The sequence below is a fragment of the Corynebacterium sp. 11A genome (assembly GCF_008930935.1).
Lineage (GTDB): Bacteria > Actinomycetota > Actinomycetes > Mycobacteriales > Mycobacteriaceae > Corynebacterium > Corynebacterium megadyptis.
Window position 1 is genome coordinate 102,772 of the sequence record NZ_PQMR01000007.1, and the last position, 20,524, is coordinate 123,295.

The 20,524-nt window shown below is 61.0% G+C and carries 15 protein-coding genes and 1 pseudogene; 6 read left to right on the plus strand and 10 right to left on the minus strand.

All coding sequences use genetic code 11. The features are described from left to right. Position 1 precedes the first annotated feature (1 nt). The 3 genes from GBB18_RS06900 to GBB18_RS06910 form a co-directional block, all read right to left on the minus strand. Complete coding sequence (locus GBB18_RS06900) at positions 2 to 2,674, minus strand: hypothetical protein (RefSeq protein ID WP_151641186.1); 2,673 nt, start codon at positions 2,672 to 2,674, stop codon at positions 2 to 4. A 434-nt stretch (positions 2,675 to 3,108) separates the two neighbouring features. After that, positions 3,109 to 4,401, minus strand: coding sequence for an adenylosuccinate synthase (locus GBB18_RS06905; RefSeq protein ID WP_151641187.1), 1,293 nt, complete (start codon positions 4,399 to 4,401; stop codon positions 3,109 to 3,111). Between the two features lie 87 nt (positions 4,402 to 4,488). After that, positions 4,489 to 5,859 carry a deoxyribodipyrimidine photo-lyase gene (locus GBB18_RS06910; RefSeq protein WP_151641188.1) on the minus strand — a complete coding sequence of 457 codons (1,371 nt, stop codon included), beginning with the start codon at positions 5,857 to 5,859 and terminating at the stop codon, positions 4,489 to 4,491. A 33-nt stretch (positions 5,860 to 5,892) separates the two neighbouring features. On the opposite strand from GBB18_RS06910, the gene GBB18_RS06915 reads away from it, so the two are divergent. Then, on the plus strand, positions 5,893 to 6,729 hold the full coding sequence (locus tag GBB18_RS06915; protein ID WP_151641189.1) for a hypothetical protein: 837 nt from the start codon (positions 5,893 to 5,895) through the stop codon (positions 6,727 to 6,729). 42 nt (positions 6,730 to 6,771) lie between these two features. On the opposite strand, the gene GBB18_RS06920 is transcribed toward GBB18_RS06915, so the two are convergent. The 6 genes from GBB18_RS06920 to GBB18_RS06945 form a co-directional block, all read right to left on the minus strand. Further along, positions 6,772 to 7,977: an aromatic acid exporter family protein gene (locus GBB18_RS06920; protein WP_151641190.1), complete on the minus strand. Its 1,206-nt coding sequence runs from the start codon at positions 7,975 to 7,977 to the stop codon at positions 6,772 to 6,774. Positions 7,978 to 8,068: 91 nt separating this feature from the next. Further along, positions 8,069 to 8,989: a dihydrodipicolinate synthase family protein gene (locus GBB18_RS06925; protein WP_151641191.1), complete on the minus strand. Its 921-nt coding sequence runs from the start codon at positions 8,987 to 8,989 to the stop codon at positions 8,069 to 8,071. Between the two features lie 34 nt (positions 8,990 to 9,023). Then, positions 9,024 to 9,833 carry an ABC transporter ATP-binding protein gene (locus GBB18_RS06930; protein ID WP_151549948.1) on the minus strand — a complete coding sequence of 270 codons (810 nt, stop codon included), beginning with the start codon at positions 9,831 to 9,833 and terminating at the stop codon, positions 9,024 to 9,026. A 6-nt stretch (positions 9,834 to 9,839) separates the two neighbouring features. After that, positions 9,840 to 11,825, minus strand: a complete 1,986-nt coding sequence (locus tag GBB18_RS06935) for a dipeptide/oligopeptide/nickel ABC transporter permease/ATP-binding protein (protein ID WP_151641192.1) — start codon at positions 11,823 to 11,825, stop codon at positions 9,840 to 9,842. Beyond that, complete coding sequence (locus tag GBB18_RS06940; protein WP_151530479.1) at positions 11,825 to 12,790, minus strand: ABC transporter permease; 966 nt, start codon at positions 12,788 to 12,790, stop codon at positions 11,825 to 11,827. Before GBB18_RS06940 ends, GBB18_RS06935 begins: the two co-directional genes overlap by 1 nt. Before the next feature lie 173 nt (positions 12,791 to 12,963). Further along, complete coding sequence (locus tag GBB18_RS06945) at positions 12,964 to 14,586, minus strand: ABC transporter substrate-binding protein (RefSeq protein ID WP_151641193.1); 1,623 nt, start codon at positions 14,584 to 14,586, stop codon at positions 12,964 to 12,966. A gap of 442 nt (positions 14,587 to 15,028) precedes the next feature. Here GBB18_RS06945 and GBB18_RS06950 point away from each other — a divergent pair, with 442 nt between their 5' ends. From GBB18_RS06950 to GBB18_RS06970, 5 genes are all read left to right on the plus strand, one after another. Continuing rightward, entirely contained in the window at positions 15,029 to 15,751 is a 723-nt protein-coding gene (locus tag GBB18_RS06950; RefSeq protein WP_151641194.1) for a FadR/GntR family transcriptional regulator, read from the plus strand. Further along, entirely contained in the window at positions 15,748 to 16,641 is an 894-nt protein-coding gene (locus GBB18_RS06955) for an ROK family protein (RefSeq protein WP_151641195.1), read from the plus strand. Before GBB18_RS06950 ends, GBB18_RS06955 begins: the two co-directional genes overlap by 4 nt. Before the next feature lie 45 nt (positions 16,642 to 16,686). Beyond that, positions 16,687 to 17,406 carry a putative N-acetylmannosamine-6-phosphate 2-epimerase gene (locus GBB18_RS06960; RefSeq protein ID WP_151641196.1) on the plus strand — a complete coding sequence of 240 codons (720 nt, stop codon included), beginning with the start codon at positions 16,687 to 16,689 and terminating at the stop codon, positions 17,404 to 17,406. Beyond that, positions 17,399 to 18,535 carry an N-acetylglucosamine-6-phosphate deacetylase gene (locus tag GBB18_RS06965; protein WP_151641197.1) on the plus strand — a complete coding sequence of 379 codons (1,137 nt, stop codon included), beginning with the start codon at positions 17,399 to 17,401 and terminating at the stop codon, positions 18,533 to 18,535. The genes GBB18_RS06960 and GBB18_RS06965 overlap by 8 nt, the downstream gene beginning before the upstream one ends. Positions 18,536 to 18,952: 417 nt before the next feature. Next, entirely contained in the window at positions 18,953 to 20,080 is a 1,128-nt protein-coding gene (locus GBB18_RS06970) for a hypothetical protein (RefSeq protein WP_151549942.1), read from the plus strand. A 268-nt stretch (positions 20,081 to 20,348) separates the two neighbouring features. Here the strand turns inward: GBB18_RS06970 and GBB18_RS06975 are convergent. Beyond that, positions 20,349 to 20,524, minus strand: a pseudogene (locus tag GBB18_RS06975) (class II fructose-bisphosphate aldolase); the annotation flags it as partial.

Here is a 20,524-nt window from a genome sequence, read left to right on the forward strand (position 1 = left end):
TCTAGGGTGTGCGGCGAAGAGCTAGGCTTCCACCGAGAGCGAGAGCTACGCCTGCAAGAAGCAACAGCCATACTCCTTTGCCACCGGTAAGTGGCATGTTTCCCGTCAAGATAGGCAGGGTGAACATCCACGCATCATTGGTATCGGTGACCGAACTAATGGGGTCTCCATTTACCATTTGGCCCTTCGGCACATTAAAGCTAGCCATCACTGTCGCGCGGTTAGCGTGATACTGCCCCGGTTCTGCGGCAAGTGACTGGGATGTCCACGTACAGGTGAGGACATCGTTCGGAGCCAAAGGCCGGTTGGGCACAATTCGGACCGTATTCTCTTGTTTTTCTACTTGCGCGCCGCGATCACATTTGAGCCCTTCAGGCACAATTTTTCCGTTGGGCGTTGTTGTATCCGGATCCAATTGCGCATCAGCAATGGTGAACCTTTCCAGCGGAGCAGTTCCGTCATTGCGGATGTCGTAGCGAATAGTTGTGTCGCCGCCGCCAGTCGTGCTGGCTGCGTCTTCGCGGGTGTCTGCATCTTCACCGTTGAGGAACTTCGCTATCGCGACGCTGGGAATGGAGAGACCAACGCAGGCTTCAGCGTTATGGTCGCGGTCCAACTCCACTCGGTTAGTCAGTCCACCAGCCGGGCATTCCACGTTGCCCTTCAGGTCATTGACATTGTCCACACGGTAGGTCACATTGACCTTGGCCGAGCGCGTCTGCTTCGCGGGGACGTTCTTCATGGCGCTCTTCGGCAGAACCCACGCAGCTCCGTCTTTATTGAGCTCAATAGGCTTCTTGATCAAGGAGTTATCCGCATTGTCGGGATGATCCACCTCAACCTTGAGGATACGAAGCCCCTGCGGTGCGGCGGGGACTTCCCGAATACTGTCGGGCGTTCCCTCCGCGGTGCCGTCATTCTTCACGTCCACTTGGTATTCGGCTTTAAATTCTTGGCCGTCACCGGTGATAACTCGAGGTTCAGTGCTTGCCGATTTAGCGATGCTCAGCTCAGGGTCACCGAGAGTGTTATGGACTGTGCAGTCGACGATATCCTTTTCCTTCAGCCCGCTAATACTAAAGCTGTTGTTGGACACATCGGACGTCACCACGCGGCCGGAGCCACTGCCATAGCTGACGGGGACGTTGGCGCCGGCGTTGATCACTTTGCAGGTAGCAACAGCTTTCTTGTTACCGGAGACATCCTGGGGGCGCAGCTTATAGGAAGAGCCTTCATCTAGGATCTCTTGGATCGTGATGGTGGCCGTCCCGTTTTTGGCGACTGGGTATTTGAACTCGGTCATACCGTCATTACCGGTAGACTGCTGCACGTTACGCTGTTCCCTGTCGTTAACAAGGGCACGGTCCGCGCGGAAGGTGAAACCGCCGGTATCGGCTTGATTATCAACCTTGCCATTGGCATCAACGATCTTCTTGTGCACGTTGATAGTTCCGACACAACCGGAAGTGAGTTCGTCTAGATCCTCAGTCAACTCGCGATAATCACTCTCCACCACACGATCAGTCAAGCGCTCGAGATATTTGGTCGTACTCTTAAATACCCACGTGACATAAAGAGGTGCGCGATGGCCATCACCAAAACCAGTTCGGCTACCAACTTGGCCTTGAACCTTGCTCCACTCGACCGCTACGAGCTGATCTTCTTTCTGCTTTTTCACCGCGCCACGAGTGCCACGTTCAAAGCCCGGGGGAGGATTTTCCGCATCTCGGAAGTAGGTATCTAGTTTATAAGGGCTTTCAGACCAGTATACGGCGTTTCCGTCGGTGACGGCGTTACCCATTTTCAGAGCCACGAGGCGGGTACCCTGAGCGCGTAGCTGGTCAGCATAGGTAAAGGAGTCGTAGACCCGATGGCTGTAGACTCCTGCCCGTTTGCCAGTAGCACTACCGCTTTCGATGGCTCCATCACCAATGAGAATGATTTGGTCATAGCCCGTACCGAGGGCACTCTTAAGGGCTAGATCGTAGTTTGAGGCACTGTCAACCTCTTGCAGGGGCCATTCACTGCCGAGGTTATCGATAAACGAATTGAATTCGGCTACACCAGCGTCATTCAGCTCCCGCGGCGCGAACCCTCTTCCAGATATGGCGGGTGATTTGGTAGCGAAGGGACGCACACCCACTTCCGTGCCGGTACCTGCGAGATTGTCTCGCACAGCTCTAAGTGCCTCCTGATATTCGCCCACATGGTCGCGTGTCGAACCGGAGACATCGACAAGAATGCCGACTCTCTGGCCACACAGCTTCTGATAGGGATCACCTGCCGCACGCGGCTTGCGGTTCAGGGTCCTCAGGGGTGGCATATCAACGGGCTCATCCTCAGAGTCAGCTTCATCCTCGACGGCGTCCGTTTCTTTCGACGTGGTCTCTACAGTTTCCTCGTCGCTTGTGGATCCCTCTTCTACTCGCGTCTCCTTGGGCTTAGTTTGAGGAGCTTGGGAGGTAGTGGAGGGCGCCTTAGTCACGGAAGGAGCGGGCGCAGGTGAGCTACTGGGCTTTGTTTCTTGAGCCGCCTCAGAGTTGTCACTCTCGGTCTCCGAGGCCGTTGCTATGGAGGTATCTTCAATATCCTCAGCATAAGCTGCAGTACCGGCACCATACGTAACTACGCCGACCACAAGCATGAGCACCATGAGTACCGCCATGGCGCTCATGAGCCGCTGCCTGGAGGGTTGTGAAGGATTCAATTTATTGACCTCGGAAAGCTAGAGGATTAACACGAAAAAGCACCAAGAATGAAACATTCTTGGGTGAACTAAGCGTTCCTGCAGTTCGTAGCTGTAATAATCAGCGTTGGCACTCATGCTATAGCACCCAACACGAAGCCACAAGATAGAAAATTTATCTTTCTTTAAGGTATAGCGACGGCGTATCTACTGGGTAGATCGTGCAGACGTGCGGTTTCGTTTCATGTTGCTGACAAGTTTCTTAAGAGTCTGCTAACAAAACACTACACATAGGGCTATCACCTGCATCTTCTCAGCCATAGGAGCTTTCGAAGCATATTCGATCCACACCCCTCGCCCCACTGTAGGTAGCACAAAGCCTCCCCCCGTTTGGGGACGGGAGGAGGCTGCTTAGGCTAATTTTATGCTTGCTCTATCACATGATGGCGCGTGATGGTTTGGTCGCGCCCAGGGCCCACACCGATATAGGAGATGCGGCACCCGGACAGTTCTTCCAGTCGGTGCACATAGTCTTGAGCCTTGGGAGGGAGATCCTCAAAGCTACGGCAGCTGGTGATATCTTCCTCCCACGCCGGCATGGTCTCGTAAATGGGCGTGGCGTGATGAAAGTCAGATTGCGTCATCGGCATCTCGTCGAAGCGCGTGCCGTCTACGTCATAGGCAACACAAATGGGGATCTCTCCTATGCCCGTAAGCACATCGAGTTTGGTGAGGAAGAGATCAGTGAAGCCATTCACGCGGGAGGCGTAGCGAGCCACCACGGAGTCGTACCAACCGCAGCGCCGTTTCCGGCCAGTATTTACTCCCACTTCTCCACCTGTGGTCTGCAGGAATTCGCCCCATTTATCAAAAAGCTCGGTGGGGAACGGTCCGGCGCCCACGCGCGTGGTGTAGGCCTTGATGATGCCCAGAGAGGACGTGACCTTGGTGGGGCCAATTCCGGATCCCACGCAGGCGCCGCCCGCTGAAGGGTTCGATGAAGTAACGAAGGGGTAGGTGCCGTGATCCACGTCCAGCATGGTGGCTTGGCCGCCCTCCATGAGCACATGCTTGCCTTCGTCGATAGCACGGTTGAGTTCCAATTCGGACTCGATCACCATGGGCTTCAAGCGCTCGGCATAGGAGAGGAAGTACTGCACAACCTCTTCAGGATCCACGGCTTTACGGTTGTACATCTTCACCAGGATTTGATTCTTCTGGTCGAGGGCCGACTCCACCTTCTGACGCAGGATGGACTCATCGAAGATGTCCTGTACTCGCACGCCCACGCGGGAGACCTTGTCCGCATAGGTGGGGCCAATGCCACGGCCAGTCGTACCGATGGCACGTTTACCTAGGAAGCGCTCCCCCACTCGATCAATGATCTGATGGTAGGGAGCCACCACGTGGGCGTTCGCGGAGATGCGCAGCCGTGAGGCATTGGCGCCGCGCGCCTCAAGGCCATCAATCTCGTCGAAAAGCGCCTCAAGGTTGATAACCACGCCGTTACCCAGCACAGGGGTGGCGTTCTCTGACAGTACGCCCGCCGGAAGCAACTTGAGCTCGTACTTGTCACCGCCCACCACCACGGTGTGCCCAGCGTTATTGCCGCCATTGGGCTTGACCACATAATCTACTTGTCCGCCGAGGATATCGGTGGCTTTTCCCTTGCCTTCATCGCCCCATTGGGCGCCGACGATGACCACAACCGCCATGGTGTGTCACTTCCCTTTATGTCTATTGAGAGGTATGGAGTGTCCTAGCCCTCTGAAGAGCCGGAATCAGTCTACATCACCTCTATCTCAGCGGTGTGTGGTGTCTTTGTAGGCGGCAAGGGCGCGGGCGCGTGACTCCTTCACGTCCACATGTGGCTCGGGATACAGCGGTGTTCCCCATTCGGGAATCCAGCGTTGGATATAGCGGTGGTCGGCATCGAACTTCTTTTCCTGAGTGAGGGGGTTGAAAATACGGAAGTACGGGGCAGCGTCATCCCCGCAGCCTGCTACCCACTGCCAATTGAAGGGGTTGGCGGCATAGTCTGCGTCGACAAGGCTATTCCAGAACCACTCCTCGCCATGACGCCAGTGAATACCCAAGTTTTTTGTAAGCCACGATCCCACCACCATCCGCACGCGATTATGCATGGTGCCGGTGGCCCAGAGCTCGCGCATGCCGGCGTCTACAAGGGGCACGCCGGTGGTGCCGCGCTGCCACTGAGTGAGCTCGTCCGCATACTCCTCGTGGGGCGGGGTCAGCGGGAAGGCGGTGGCGCTGCCGTTCCACGCCCATGGGAAGGAATCGAATTGTCGCCGCACATTAGTAGTAGCGAGATCCGGATGCTCCCACAGCCGGGTCCAAGCAAAGTCCCGCCACAAGAGTTCGGAACGGAACGTGGAATCAGAAATGCTCCGCCACAGAATCGCTGGACTGATCTCACCAAACCGCAGGTGGGGTGAACGCCGCGACGTAGCGGGCACGGCTGGGTAGTCGCGCTTATCTGCATAGTCGCCGTAGGATGCACAGCGCTGCTCGAAGCGGCGCAGCGCCGCCCACGCGCCCACCTCGCCGGGCTGCCACTGCTCCCGAAACTCTGCCGCCCAGTCGATCTCACTGACCAGTCCGAGAGTGCGAATATCCTCATCGAGCTGCCACGACGGTTCCTGCGGCGTCGGCGGCTGCACCTGATCTACACCGAACTGTTCATCGAGCATCTCGCCCGCTTTACGGGCATAGGGGGAATACACCGCATAGGCTGTGCCCGTATTATTCTTTACCTCCCACGGCTCAGAGAGAAGATAGCCGGGAAAGCTGCGCACGCCATAGGTGGTGGAGAGATCGGATTTTATGGCCGCATCGCGCTCCGCGAGTTGCGGCACGTAGCGGCGCTGCCATACAACCGTGTGTGCACCGCGCTCCGCCGCGAGCTGCGGTATGCGCTGCGCGGGATCGCCGGATGCAATATGGAGAGGAATGCCGAGATCGGCGAGGCGGCGGCGATGAGCCTGCAGCGAATAGGCCAACCACCAGCGGCTTGCCTCCCCCAGCGGCCGCAGCCCCGGTGGCGGGGTTTCCCAGACGTACACCGCGCAGATGTCCTCGTCCTGCTCTCTTGCCCATTCGAGCGGAGCGTGATCGATTGTGCGCAGGTCATCGCGGTACCACACCAAAATCATAGTCCCCCAGTGTAGCCAGATACTATGACAGTCATGTCCACCCTTGTGCTCAATTGTGGTGCTCACTCCTGCCCCCTCGACGCCGGCGAGCTCATACAGCTTCCGGCGCTGCCGCAACGGCGTGACCTGATGTTTCTCGGCGCGCGGGCGCGGGATATTCTGCCCGAGGATCCCACCCCGAGCCTGGCCGAGATCCAGGCACGCCCCGATGTGGAGCACCTTGGCCAGCCCCAACCCGCCCCGCAGCAGCCAGCGGAGCCGTGGCGGATCATCGTGGTAGGCAGCGATGCCGCCCTGTCAGCTGTGCTCAGCCGGTTGATGAAGATCGACGCGCTCTGGGCTGAGATCGGTTTTGTGCCCACGGATCCGGACTCGGTGGCCGCCCGGAATTTCGGGATTCCCACCGAGCCAACGGCCGCCTGGCGGCTGGCGTGCTATGGCTCGCCGCGGCCGAGCTGTCTCATCCGCGACGATAAAGGCAGCGTGATAGCTGGGCATGCGACGATCAGCGACCCCGAGGATCTGCAACTCGTGGGAGAGATCATCGTGGATGATGCTCGCCTGCACCATAACGAGAACCACTCCCCTGCCCGTCGCGGGCTTTTTGGTGCCCGCGTGGTTCCCATGGTGGATGCGCCTGGGATAGCGGCGGTACGGCTGAGTACTTCCCTTGCACCCGCACGAGGGCGCTGGTGGCTCCGCCGCAGCACTGCCGGTGAACGCGATGCCTCCTCTCTACTCACGGGTCGCGCCGTGCAGGCCGGTGGGCCGCAGCTGCGGGTGAGTATTGATGGGGTGGCCCGCCCGAAGCCGGTGGAGGCTGTTACGTTCTATCGGCATTTACGTGATGCGCAGATTATTCGTCTTTAGTGTGGCCGCCACGTAGAAGCTGCTCGCGGGTACTCGTGTGCCCTAGTCTTCCCAGAGCTCGGGCGGCACATGCGGTGTATCGGAGGTGGGCTTAAGTACTGCCTGTGCCGAATCACGCGACAGGCCGCAGACTTGCAGCAAATCAACCACTAGCGAGCGGGACTGCCCAAGCATCATGTGAGCCGAGAGCACGCGCCCCTCGGCCACGGCGAGGCCCATGCGAGCACCGAGGCGACGGAGCCGTCGTACCACCTGTGGGATTTGCTGGGACCGAACGTTTTTCTCGCCGCGGTCGAAAAGCTCGGAAAGTTGCAGGGTGATGTCCGAGAGCTCATCAATGAGGGCAAGCTGCTCATCGCTGACCGCATCACCATCTTCAATGAGCACTTGGGCCCGGCGCGCCAGCACGCGAGTAGTACGCACCGCGTTATCTACCTGTTCCAAAGTAGTCAGCAGAGTATTGACGCGGCGGGAAGCGTCGCCCCAGAGGAAAGGCGATACTTCTACCGAGGCCTTGCCTTCCTTCGCGGCGGCAATCATGGAGTTGATATGTCCCTGGGTGCCACGCACCTCGTCCAACGCTTCCGCGATGGCGCGGGCATCATTAGTGCGCAATGCCGCCGCCACATCGGCCAGGACATCGGAGGCGATGCCGAGTACTTTGGCGATTTCCCGCCGCCCCGCTTTGAGCGGGGAGGCAGGGATCAGTGCCATCATGAGGATGGCGACCAGCCCGCCGATCACCGCGTCAATCATGCGGTCGAAGCCGCCGGCGTCGCCCGGCGGGAGAAGGGTGGCCACCAGCACCGCACCAATCGCCGCCTGGTTAGAGACCAGCGGGGATTTATCCATGAAGCGGGCCACCGCTTGGGTGATGACTACCGCGGCCGCGATCTGCACGGGACCCGAGCCCACTTGCACAATGAGAAGATCACCGATACCGACGCCAATGACCACGCCCACCATCAGCTCGATGGCACGACGCATACGTCCCACCCCAGAGATACCAGTGACGATCACCGCCGCCATAGGGGCGAAGAAGGGAACGTTGTGGTGGGTGATGTGCAGCGCGATAAAGAATGCTAGGCCGGCGCCGAGCGCCGATTGAACGATACTCAGCCACGAATCGTTCAGGCGGTGAGTGCCTTGGGTGATGGCGCGTTTAACGCGGCCCGAGAGACTGCTGGGGACGCGGAGCCGGCGGAGAACCCGGCCGGTGGTGGATGACGTGCGGGTTGGCTGGGACATGGCTCATTATTCTAGGTCGGCCCCGCCTACCCTGCACACACCCTCCCGAGCGTGAGCAACGGGAGGGTGTGCGTCGATAAGCGGTGTGCTGCTAGAGCAGACCGGCGCGTTCCACGATGGAGCGGATCGCCTCGCGCGAGGGGGTATCCGTGATCTGTGGCAAGGGCGAGGACATGAGGTTGGAGGAGAACACGCCCATCAGTTCGAGGGCCGTCTTAAATGCTCCCACTCCTGCGGCGGGGCCCACCTTGCCCACCGGCTGGAATACGATCTCGAAGAGCGCGGCCAAGCGGTTCTGCTCGGCGATCACCGTGGGGAAATCGCCGGCCTGATAGGCCTGCCACATCCGCACATAGCCGGCGGGATCCACGTTTCCCAGCCCCGGTACGCAGCCATCGGCCCCCGCGGCGAAGGCACCATCCACCACTGCCTCGTGGCCGGTGAGCACCACCAGCGGGTGGCCGGCGGCCTCGTTGAGCTGCACGAGGCGGCGGAAGGATACATCGTCGCCGGAGGAATCCTTCACTCCCGCAAGCACGCCTTCTTTTCCGAGAGCCACGAGCATTTCCGGAGCAAGCTTGGTGTGCACGCACACGGGGATGTCATAGGCGATCACCGGCAGCTCGGTGGACTGCGCCACTAAACGGAAGTGCTGGGTGATCTCCTCCGGGCCAGTGATGGCATAGAAGGGGGCGGTGACCACCACGGCGTCCACACCGCAGGACTCGGCTTGGCGCACGTGCTCGATCACGCGATTCGTTTGGGTATCAATACAGCCGGCATACACGGGGACTCGACCGGCAACGTATTCAACGGTCGTGCGGAGCACCTGAGTGCGGTCGGCGTCGCTAAGAAAAGCCACCTCACCGGAGGAACCGAGAGCGAATATGGCGTCTACGCCCGCCTCGATGAGCCTATCGATCAGCTTTTTCAGCGCCGGAATATCAATGTCGCCCGTTGCACTCAGCGGAGTCAACAGCGGCGGAATAATGCCGTGGGAAATTCGCGACATAGCAGTCATTATTACCTTTCTAGACGCTACAAAATTACAGTAGCGAAGGGGTTGCGGCGAGCAGAGTCCGTGTGTAGTCCTGCTTCGGGGAGGCGAAAAGATCGTCGGTGGGCTGCTCCTCAATGATCTCGCCCTTGTACATCACGCACATACGGTCCGAGACATATCGGACAGTGTTGATGTCGTGTGAGATAAACACCAGGCCAAGGCCCAGCTCATTGCGTAGATCAGTGAGCAGGTTGAGCACCTGGGCGCGCACCGACACGTCGAGAGCGGAGGTGGGCTCATCGGCGATGATCAGATCGGGTTCGAGAGCCAAGGCGCGCGCGATCGCCACGCGCTGGCGCTGACCACCGGAGATCTGCCGCGGCAGCACCTCGAGAGCCGATTGTGGCAGGCCCACGAGATCCAATAGCTTCTTCACTCGCTTGAGGCGGGCGTTCTCGGAGCCAATCTTGTGCACACGCAGCGGGTCCAGCAGCTGATCGCGCACGCTCATACGCGGGTTGAGGGCTGTCGCTGGGTCTTGGAACACCACCGATACTGAGCGGCCAAGCTCCTTGCGCATCTTGGCGGAGTTCTTCATCGGTTGCCCCCTGAAGAACACCTCCCCGGAGGTGGGCTTTTGCAGCCCCACCATCACCCTGGCGAGAGTGGATTTACCGCAGCCAGACTCGCCCACGATTCCCACGACCTCGCCGCGGCGAATGCTCAGATTCACGTCCTTATTGGCGTGCACCTTATCGGGGCGGAAGAGCTTACCCGTGCGGGTTTTGTGAATAACGTTGATGTCCTTGAGCTGAATCAGCGGCGCTGTGGCAGCTGCAGCGTTCTTCTTAGCCATCGTGATCTAGGCTCCCTTCAAGCTATTCAGTAGCTGATCGGTGGCAGCGTAGGAGTGGCTGGGGGAACCATCCACTGGGCGCAGCAAGGGCTTTTCGTTCAAGCCGATCTCCGGATAGGAGGAGCGAGGGGCAAAGCGATCACCCTCCACGAACTCCCGCGGGCTGGGCACGGTACCGGGCACCTGATAGAGCCGGTCAGCACCGGATTCGATGGACAGCACGGCGCCGAGCAGGCCACGGGTGTACTCGTGTCGCGGATCGGCCAGCAGTTCGCGGGTATTGCCCTGCTCCACCACCTGGCCGGCATACATCACGGTGATCTTGTGGGCCAGCTTGGCCACCAGCGCGAGGTCATGGCTGACAAAGATCATGGAGAAGCCGAGCTTGTCGCGCAGCTCATTGAGCAGGTCCACCACTTGGTGCTGAACGGTGACGTCTAGGGCCGTGGTGGGCTCATCCGCGATGAGCAGTCGTGGGTTGCGCGTCAGGGCCATGGCGATCAGCACTCGCTGGCGCTGACCACCCGAAAGCTCATGAGGATAGGACTTGAGGGTGCGCTCCGGATCGAGCCCCACCAGCTCCAGCAATTCCTCCGCGGAGCGCTTGCCACCGCGGCGAATCAGCTGATGCAGCTGAGACTTAATCAGCATGGAGGGGTTCAGTGAGCTGAGTGCATCCTGGTAGATCATGGCCATATCGTGGCCACGCAGGGCATTGTGCTCCTCGGGCGAGAGCTCGAGAACGTTCTTGCCATCGAAGAGGATCTCGCCGGTGATGCGGGCGGTATCCGGAAGCAGCCCCATGATCGCCATGGACACGATGGATTTACCGCAGCCGGACTCGCCCACCAGACCCATGGTTTGGCCTGGAGCGACGGTGAAGCTGATGTTATCCACAATATTCACATCGCCGTGCGCGGCGGGGAAGGCGATGGAGAGGTTCTTGACCTCGATCAGCGGCTCCTTGCCCAAGGTGTAGTCGAGGCGACGGTTTTCCTTGGACTCGGCCTCGCGGAGGGTAGCCAGCGAGGTCTGCAGCGAGGCGCGGGCCTCTTCAGCGGAGACCACACCCAAGGTGTCGCGGCTCTGCACGGTCTCGCCCTCGTCCGTCGTAGCGGCGGTGGGCTTGATCCGGGGGGAGGCCATGGCGTCGGTAAGCCCCTCAGAGAGGATATTGAGTGCCAGCACGGTGAGCAGAATCATCAGGCCGGGGAAGAAGGTGGGCCACCACGCGCCGTTGAGCAGCACCTGCTTGCCATCGGCCAGGATATTACCCCAGGAAGGCTCGGGCGGATTCACGCCGGCGTTGATGAAGGACAGCGAGGCCTCGAAGACGATGGCATCGGCCACGAGCACGGTGGCGAACACCGCGATGGGGGCGATGGTATTGCGGGCCACGTGCTTGAACAGGATATGCGGTACCCCAGAGCCCATCACCTTGGCGGCGGAGACATAGTCCTCGCCGAACTCAGCGAGCACATTGGCTCGCACCACGCGGGAAAGCTGTGGCACGTAGAGGAAGCCAATAGCAAAGACCAGCACGGGGATGGAGTTGCCGAATACGGCCACGAATACGGCGGCCAGCGCGATACCGGGAAAGGACATGATGATGTCGAGGATGCGCATGAGCACCTCGGACACCACCTTGCCGGCGGTAGCAGCGATAGAACCGAGCACGGCAGCCACGGCGAGGGCAGCAGCCGTGGCGCAGAGGCCGATAATCAGTGAGGACTGGGCGCCATAGGCCACACGCGAGAAGATGTCGCGGCCGATGGAATCAGTACCAAACCAGTGAGCACTGCTGGGCGGTTCGATCGGGGCGCCGGTGGTGGCGAGACGATCATAGGGGGCAATCAGCGGAGCGAGAATCGCCATGAGCGCCACGAGCAGCACAAAGCCGAGTGCGATTTTGGAGACCAGTGGCAATGCGCGCAGACCTTGGAAGCGCGAACCGGCGTTGGATTCGAGTTGAGCAGTCAGTTTTTTACGCATTAGATGCTCCTGATGCGCGGGTTAACGAGAACGTACAACATGTCCACGATGATGTTGATGATGATGAAGGCGATGGCCACGGTGAGTGTCACGCCTTGCACGAGGTACACATCGTTGCGGGTCACTCCGTCCAGAATGAGCTGGCCCATGGCTTGGATATTGAAGATGATCTCGATGATCACCGCACCACCCATGAGATAGCCGACGCGCAGGCCCAGCACAGTGATCGGGGTGATCAGTGCGTTGCGCAGCACATTGCGGGAAATCACTTCCCGCTTCGGAATACCGGAGCCAATGGCGGTGCGCACATAGTCCTTATCCAGTTCCTCTACCATCGCGGTACGAACCACACGGGTGAGCGAGCCGGCGACAGGAAGCGCCAAGGCCACCGCGGGCAGGAACATGTTGTTCACATACGTCGCGGGATCCTCAGAGAAGGGCACCCAGCTGGTGATGAGCGCGGGGAATACTCCTGCGCCACCAGGGATAGTGCCCAGCCACTGGATCAGCAGGATGGCCAGCCAGAAAGAAGGGGTAGCCAGAGCCGCGATGGAGAACACGCGGATCACTTGGTCTGGCCAGCGGTCGCGGTACAGGGCTGCCACCACGCCAAAGATGAGCGAGAGGACAGCGGCGATGATGAGGCCGAGGAAGGTGAGCTGCAAGGTGATAGGGAACGCTTGAGCGATCACGTCCACTACCGGAGTATTACCGGTGGTGGTGCCTAGGTCCCCTTGCACCATGTTCACGAGGAAGCTGCCATAGCGAACGAGGAGCGGATCATTGAGGCCGTGTGTTTCGCGGTAGTTCTCCAGCGCTTCTAGCGAGGCGGCCTCACCCAGCGCGAGGCGGGCAGGGTCGGCAGGGCTAAAGGACATGATGAAGAACACCAAGAACGTCACACCAAGGACCATGATGGGCAGCGCTACAAGACGCCGGCCAATCAATCGGATCAGGTTAGACATAGATTCTTCTTCTCATTTCGTGCATACACAAGGCCGCCGTCGGGCAGGCGGGGTGCTATCTCGCCCCACGGCGGCCTAGAAGTGATGCGGCGATAGTGGGCCGCGGTGTACAGGGGTGCCTGTATCCAAGGAAACGCACCACGCTGCGACGCGCTCCCTGGATCGGCCCCGTTTTATTGGGTGGTGCCCACACCCACGAAGCTCAAGCCAGTGAGAGAAATTGGCTGGAAGTCCACCAAGGTGGTGGCGTCATAGGCTGTGGGTGCCTTGCGGTGGAAGAGCGGATAGAGCGGAACATTCTCAGACAGAACGTCATAGAGCTCATTCCAAGCGTTTTGCTGGTCGGTGGGATCGGTGGCGCGCTGGCCCTTATCCAGCAGTTCCTGCACCTTGTCATAGGACTCGGTGCCCTTCCAGTGCATCCGAGAATCAGTCCACGTATCGCCGGCGTACCACCAGCGCATGAGCAGATCAGGGTCATTGCCGAATACGCTCGGGTCACCGGGAGCGATCACCACGTCATAGGCATCGGGCTTGCCGTCGATGGTGTTATAAACATCGGACGACTTCTTTTCGATGAACTCCACCTCGATCCCCAGGCCGGAGATGGACTGCTCGATGAGCGGGGTGCACTTCTTCACCCAATCGTGGTCGGTGCACAGCATCCGTAGCTTGGTCAGACCGGTCTCATTGAACAGGCTCTTAGCCTTGTCCGGCTCATAGCTGTAGACGGTGGAGGCCTCGTGATAGTTCGGGTGCTCCTTCTGGAGGAAGGAGGTGGCCGGGGCTGCTTGGCCGAGCATCGCAGTGGAGATGATCTTCTCCATATCAATGCCGTAGAGGAAGGCCTGGCGGTTCTTTACCTCCGAGAAGGGATTGTCCTTGGTGTTGTTGAACATGGCAAAGAGCAATCCGAAGCCCTGCACGGACTCCACGGTGGACACGGCCTTGAGCTGCTCCACAGAGAGATAGGGCACCGAGTCGATGGCCTGCACCTCAGAGGACTGCATGGCGTTCGTACGGGTGGAGGCATCGGGGATGATCTGCCAGGTCATGGCGGCGGCGCGGGCCGGCTTGGGGCCGGTGTAGTCATCGAAGCGCTCGAACTGCACCTTCTTGGAGGTACCGCCGTTATCGGTCATGCGGTAGGCGCCGGTGCCAGTGGGGTTGGCGTCGAAGCCCTCGGGATCGGACTCCACTAGGGCCTTGGGCACGATCTTGATTACCGAGAGACGATCAGCGAACACGCCGGTCTCGTGCTTGGTGGTGATGATGACGGTGGAGTCATCCTTCTTTTCCACCTTGTCAATGAAGGGGACGAAGGAGGCGTAGAGGGACTTATTAGCCTCGTCCATCACGCGCTCATAGGAGAACACCACGTCGTCGGCGGTGACGGGGCTGCCGTCATGGAATACGGCGCCATCGCGCAGCTGGATTTCGGAGGTGGTGCCGTCGAGTTCTGGCATCTCCTTAGCCAGGGCCGCATAGGACTCACCAGTGACGGGGTCCATTTCGGTGAGGCCCTCGAGGGTGTGCCAGTTGGCGGCCAAGGTGAGCGCGGAGGTGGTGGTCATTGGGTCATAACCGTTGGTGCCCAGCTCATAGGAGATGGCGGCATTGATAGTGCCATCGTCCTTGGCGTCCTCGGCCTTGGCGGGCTCTTGCTGTGCCCCGCCGCCGCCATTACCGGAGCCACAGGCCGCCAGGGTGGCGGTGAGGCCAGCGGCGGCACCGAGAGCGCCGGTGATGCGGAAAAAATCACGACGGCTAAATGGGCGGTGCGTTGAATCAGTCATAATGGCTGCTTCCTTTGTTCCTACTCGGTCCCGGCGGTGTATCGACGAGTGACGTCTCGACGGGAGGTGCCTAATGCGGGATATGAAATTGAGGGCGGGACAATGCACCGGCCAAGCTGGCTATGGGCGCAGCCCCTATACAATCATTGTGTCAGCGAGAATGTGATTGAACCATAAGGCCAAGAAGGAAAGAGGTCCAGATCACTACCTGCCTCGATAGTACGTCAGACATCTGATGAGGTAAAGCGGTTCTGTTAAACTTGCCCCTAAAGACAACTGTATACGGCCACTTTCCCGCCGCAGGGCCCGAAAACGGCACACACCTACCCCCATATAGGTGTACACAACGGCGGGAGTACACCACGCGGGCGACGTCAATGCGCGTCGATAGCCACCCGCAGCACAGTGGCCACCCCCACCACCCAAGAAAGCTGAACGTGTCATGCCCGTCCGTAAGAATTCCCACGGCATTAGCCCCACTGCCACGGCGATCGAGGACTATATCCGCGAACACAAACTCACCCCCGGGGACGTGCTGCCCTCCGAGGCCGCGCTCTGTGAATTACTCAACGTCTCCCGCTCCTCCGTGCGCGAAGCAATGCGCACCCTTTCCACATTGGATGTGGTGGAGGTTCGCCACGGCTACGGCACCTATGTGGGACAGATGTCGTTAGCACCTTTGATCAACGGCATGGTGCTGCGCATGAGCCTCAATGAGAAGGTGGCACTTGAACAGCTCAAGCACGTGGTGGATACCCGCATCGCCTTCGATCTCGCCGCTGCCGAGGACCTCATGGCGCATTATCGCGCCACCTCCACCGCCACTCTGCGCCAGCATGTGGCCGAGATGCGCGCCGCATGGGATAAAGGGCAATCCTTTGCCGAGCACGATCGCGCCTTTCATCAGGAGCTCATCGATCAGCAATCCAACCCCTTACTCCGTGAGCTCACCATGGCCATGTGGGAGGTCCACACCCGCGCTATCCCCATCATTGGTGTGACCACGCCGAAGGACATGGAAGACACCATCGACGCCCACGAGCTCATGATCGATGCCCTCGAAGCCGGCGACATGCAAGCTTATAAAGAAGTCATCGAGCAACACTACCGGCCGCTGCGGCGCGCCATCTCCGAGCAATTGGCAGCCGAGGGGTACGAACAGTGAGCCGGTATGTCCTCGGCATCGATCTCGGCGGCACGAAAATCGCCGCTGGCCTCATCGACACCGAGCAGCCAACCGAGGTTATCCAGCAGGCACGCACTGCCACTCCCGCAGCCAGCCAGATCATCCCCGCCATCGCTGAGCTCATCCGCCCGCTTATCGACGCCGCCCCGCAGCCTATTAGCGCTCTCGGTATCGGTGCCCCGGGCGTCATCGATCCCGCCCGCGGCGTGGTGGTGTCCGCTGGTCCCACCATGCCCGGCTGGGCCGGCACCACTATCCGCACGGACCTGAGCGCCGCCACTGGGTTGGAGGTGCACGTAGCCAATGACGTACGAGTACTGGGCTTGGGCGAATCCCGCTATGGCGCTGGTGCCCGCTACGGCCGCACGCTATTTCTCAGCCTTGGCACTGGGGTGGGTGGGGCATTCGTCTTTAATGGCAGGCTCGCTAACTCTCCCCACTTCACCTCGGGAGAGCTGCGCCGGATCATCGGCCGCGACTTCGAGGGCAGGGCCGCCCCCATCGAGGATTTCGCCTCCGGGACGGGACTGGCCGCCACCTATAACCGCGCAGCCGGCCGCGGCGAGGCAGAGGCGCTGGATCTGCGCGCCATCATGGCCACCTATGAGCAGGACGAGCTCGCTCAGCGGGTGATCAAACGCTGCATGCTCAACCTAGGCGAAGCCATTGCTGGGCTGGCCAGCGCTATCGACGTGGATGCCATCATCCTCGGCGGCGGCGTGGGCAATCTTGGCGATGTGGTGCTCTGCCCCTTCAAACGGGCATTTCGCACCTATTCTTTGCAGCCGATGGACACCATCGACATCCTACCCGCCCAGCTCGGCCACGATGCCCCGATCATCGGTGCGGCCGCGCTGGTTCCTGCCTGAGTTTCTTTCGCCCTTTTATCGCACCCTTCATCTAGGAGAATTTTTATGTCTCTATCCCTCACAGACTTCAGCACCCAGGTTCGCGGTAGCCTCATCGTCTCCGCCCAGGCTCCCGATGGGCATCCGCTACGCGATACCCACACCATCGCCCGGTTGGCGGCCGCCGCCGAGCACGGCGGCTCCACCGCCATCCGCTGCGGCGGCTATGGCGGGCTGGCCGATATCCGCGCCGTGGCCGCCGCCGTGGCCGTGCCCGTGATCGGGCTAACCAAGGAAGGCGATACGGGCGTCTACATCACCCCCACCGTGGCCTCCGCGGTGGCCGTTGCCGAGGCAGGCGCGCAGGTCGTGGCCATCGACGCCACCCAGCGGCCCCGCCAAGACGGCTCGAGCTTCGCCGAGCAGGTGCGCGCCGTGCACGAGGCCGGTGCCCTGGCTATGGCCGATATCGACACCGTCTCCGAGGCCACCGCAGCGGTGGCCGCCGGCGCCGATATTGTCTCCACCACCTTGGCCGGCTACACCGAGCACCGCGCCGCCACCACCGGCCCCGACCTCGAGTTGGTACGCGAGGTTCGCGCCGCCATCGGCCCGGAGGTATTCCTCATCGGCGAGGGTCGCTACCACAGCCCAGCGGCAGTCAGCGCCGGCTTGGAGGCCGGTGCTGATGCCATTATCGTGGGCACCGCCATCACAGATACCGCGTGGGTGACCGCCCGCTTCGTTGAGGCCGCCCGCGCTCACGAAGGAATGGAACATGACTGAGTTCATCGGTACTCTCATCCAACCAGGCCAACCCGGCTATCCGGCGCGGGTGGGCGTCGACAGCTCCGGCACCGCCGCCATCGAGCGCCTCGATGCGCCCGTGGACACCGGCCTCGTGATCACCCCTGGGCTAGCGGACTTGCACAACCACGGCGGCGCGGGCTTCTCCTTCCCCACCTCCTCGCTGGAGGAATGCCGTGAAGCCGCGCTGCACCACCGGCGATTTGGCACCACAACGCTTTTGGCCTCCACAGTCTCGCAGACCCGAGAGGTGCTACTGCCCCAACTCGGCATCCTCGCCAGCCTGGTGGAGGAAGGCAGCCTCGATGGCATCCATGCCGAAGGGCCCTTCGTCAATACCTGCCGCTGCGGCGCTCAAGACCCGGCCGCCATCATTCCCGGCGACCCCGACTTCTTCCGCGAGATGATCGAAGCCGCCCGTGGCCAGCTGCGCTCGATCACCTTCGCCCCAGAAACCGCCCACGCCCGAGAGCTAGTGGATCTGTGCGTGCAGCATGACATCATCGTCTCTTTGGGGCACACCGATGCGAACTTCGACGAGACCGCCGACATCGTGGACTACGCCACCAGCAAGGGCGCACAGGTGACGGCCACGCACCTGTTCAATGCCATGCCCTCGCTGCACCACCGCAACCCCGGCCCCATCGCCGCACTACTCGACGCCGCCTCCCAACGCGAGGACGTCTCCGTTGAGCTCATCGCCGATGGCGTGCACCTGGATAACCACACCGTGCAGATGGTGCTCAACACCGTGGGATATCCCGCGGCCACCTTCGTCTCCGATGCGATGGGGGCGGCCGGCAAGGCCGATGGCGACTATGTGCTTGGCGCACTCGCCGTCACCGTTCGCGATGGCGTCGCTCGGCTGCGCACCGAGGATGGCAGCGAAGGCTCCATCGCCGGCGGCACCTCGAGGGTCAGCGACCAGGTGCGGCTCCAGAACTCCGTCGGCCTACCGCTGCCACAGGTACTGCGCTCCGCCACTTCCGGCCACGGGCTGCTGAACCTCGCCCACCGCGCCAGCGTGAGCGAAGGCCCCGCCAATCTCGTGGTGTGGGATGAGCAGATGCAGGTGCGTGAGGTCTACCGCGAAGGTCGTCGCGCATAGGCCTAGCACCCGCCGCATTGAGGGCGTTCGAACCATGGTGTTCGGGCGCCCTTTTGTTTTCCCAGTCAAGTCTGAGCGCGTGGCGAAGCGGCGGTGCCGTTATACGCTTGAATGAATTTTTTCTTCGCGCTGGATGGGACGGTTATATACCGATCCCTAATGGACATTTGCTGACATATCCCCAGTTAAAAGCGATCATTGAGACCTATCCTGAGAGAACGCATAGACGACACTAGGGCCGATTTGCCCCCACATGAGGGTAAATAGGGGTGGCGTCGACAAGCGAAAAGAAGGCATATTACTCACAGGTGGGATGTTTTATAATCGGTTCGCAGCGCTTTTCATCTGTTGTAGATTCGTTACCTTCCGGCTTAGGATTTCGTCACCCCCTATCCCACATTCGTGAGAGGATGACACATGTCCCTAACTCGAGCCCTACGCTCGATAGCGGTCGCTGCTGCAGCAGTGACACTTCCCCTGCTCAGCGCCCCCGTGGCCGTCGCCGAACCCGCCCCCGCGCTGGTCGATCAAGGTGACGTACTGCTCACCGACGCCGGCAATGGCCAAGTCAGCTCCTGCACCATCGGCTACGTGGACGAGGCCAATGGCCGCGCTTGGACCGACGCCCACTGCGGCGCCAACGGCACCGAGGTCTACGACGCCTTCTACACCCCCATCGGCCGCCTGCACCACATCTATCCCGACGTGTTCGCCGCCGTACAAAACAGCAACGACTCCCGCTGGGGGCCGGTGAGCCGCATGTCCGACGTGGCCTACATCGAGTTCTACGACTCCAAGTTCATCGGCCAGAACTACTTCTCCGGCGACACCATCGCCCAGCCGGAGGTTGGCGACAAGCTGTGCACCTACGGCAACCGCACCCAGCGCATCGCCTGCTCCCCGATCCTGTACCTAACCGGCCCGGTGGCCATCACCGCTGACGTGGGCAGCGATCACGGCGACTCGGGCGGACCCGCATGGATCGAGGGCAAGGGCTACTTCGGCCAGCTGCTCGGCGCCGACTGGATCTGGCGCTCCGATCAGGGCAAGATCACCACCACCGTGTTCCGCCAGATCGGCAACAACGATCTCGCCCGCCCGCTGGATCTGCACCAGCCAGTGGAAGGCTATGAGCCGGACTTCAACCTAGTGCGCAGCCAGCCCGTGACGAGCACCGCCGACGCTGATCGCATCATGAACGAGAAGCGCGAGCGCGACGCCAAGGAACGGGAGCGCGTGGAGCGTCACCGCCGCGGCGAGACGCTTGAGGAAGACCTGCAGCGCGCCCGCACCGCCAAGAACGAGCTGGAAGGCCGCAAGAAGGACATCGAGGAAAAGCTGGAGAACACCACTCCGGAGGAGCAGATCGATTCCGAGGACAAGCTCAATGAGCGCGCCGAGCTCGAGCGCGAGCTGGAGGAAGTCAACTCCACCCTGGAGATCGTCTCCGAGCAGACCGAGATCTACGAGCGGATCACCACCGACACCACCGACTACGAGCGCTCTGAGCGCCGCAGCCTGATCTCGTGGCTCACCCGCCGCTAGTCCGCTAGTCGGCTAGCCGGCTCGCAACAAGCGCCTAACACGCACCTACCGCCCCCAGCGCGGCCCTCGTGGCCAGGCTGGGGGCGGTAGCGCTGTGCGTGGGTGTTGGGGGCGGTAGCGCTGTGCGTGGGTGTTGGGGTGCGGGGCCGAGCGCGCTGGGCTTGGCGCCTAGTGAGCATAGAGGCTGGGCACGTGGGGGACAGCCTCAGACATGCGAACACCCTCCCCGTTGCGTGGTGTGCTGTGGGGAGGGTGTGAGGGGGGGGTGTTACTTGGACACGGAGGTGCCGGCGGAGTGGAGGTCCTGGCAGGCCTCCACGATGCGCTCGGCCATGCCGGTCTCAGCCTTTTTCATGTAGGAGCGGGGATCGTAGACCTTCTTGTTGCCGACCTCGCCGTCGATCTTGAACACGCCATCGTAGTTAGCGAACATGTGGCGGGCGA

Coding starts and splice junctions, on each gene's coding strand:
- GBB18_RS06910 (WP_151641188.1), bottom strand. CDS start 5,859: ATGATTTTGGTGTGGTACCGCGATGACCTGCGCACAATCGATCACGCT.
- GBB18_RS06905 (WP_151641187.1), bottom strand. CDS start 4,401: ATGGCGGTTGTGGTCATCGTCGGCGCCCAATGGGGCGATGAAGGCAAG.
- GBB18_RS06940 (WP_151530479.1), bottom strand. CDS start 12,790: ATGTCTAACCTGATCCGATTGATTGGCCGGCGTCTTGTAGCGCTGCCC.
- GBB18_RS06915 (WP_151641189.1), top strand. CDS start 5,893: ATGTCCACCCTTGTGCTCAATTGTGGTGCTCACTCCTGCCCCCTCGAC.
- GBB18_RS06930 (WP_151549948.1), bottom strand. CDS start 9,833: ATGGCTAAGAAGAACGCTGCAGCTGCCACAGCGCCGCTGATTCAGCTC.
- GBB18_RS06920 (WP_151641190.1), bottom strand. CDS start 7,977: ATGTCCCAGCCAACCCGCACGTCATCCACCACCGGCCGGGTTCTCCGC.
- GBB18_RS06925 (WP_151641191.1), bottom strand. CDS start 8,989: ATGTCGCGAATTTCCCACGGCATTATTCCGCCGCTGTTGACTCCGCTG.
- GBB18_RS06950 (WP_151641194.1), top strand. CDS start 15,029: ATGCCCGTCCGTAAGAATTCCCACGGCATTAGCCCCACTGCCACGGCG.
- GBB18_RS06970 (WP_151549942.1), top strand. CDS start 18,953: ATGTCCCTAACTCGAGCCCTACGCTCGATAGCGGTCGCTGCTGCAGCA.
- GBB18_RS06900 (WP_151641186.1), bottom strand. CDS start 2,674: ATGAGCGCCATGGCGGTACTCATGGTGCTCATGCTTGTGGTCGGCGTA.
- GBB18_RS06935 (WP_151641192.1), bottom strand. CDS start 11,825: ATGCGTAAAAAACTGACTGCTCAACTCGAATCCAACGCCGGTTCGCGC.
- GBB18_RS06960 (WP_151641196.1), top strand. CDS start 16,687: ATGTCTCTATCCCTCACAGACTTCAGCACCCAGGTTCGCGGTAGCCTC.
- GBB18_RS06945 (WP_151641193.1), bottom strand. CDS start 14,586: ATGACTGATTCAACGCACCGCCCATTTAGCCGTCGTGATTTTTTCCGC.
- GBB18_RS06965 (WP_151641197.1), top strand. CDS start 17,399: ATGACTGAGTTCATCGGTACTCTCATCCAACCAGGCCAACCCGGCTAT.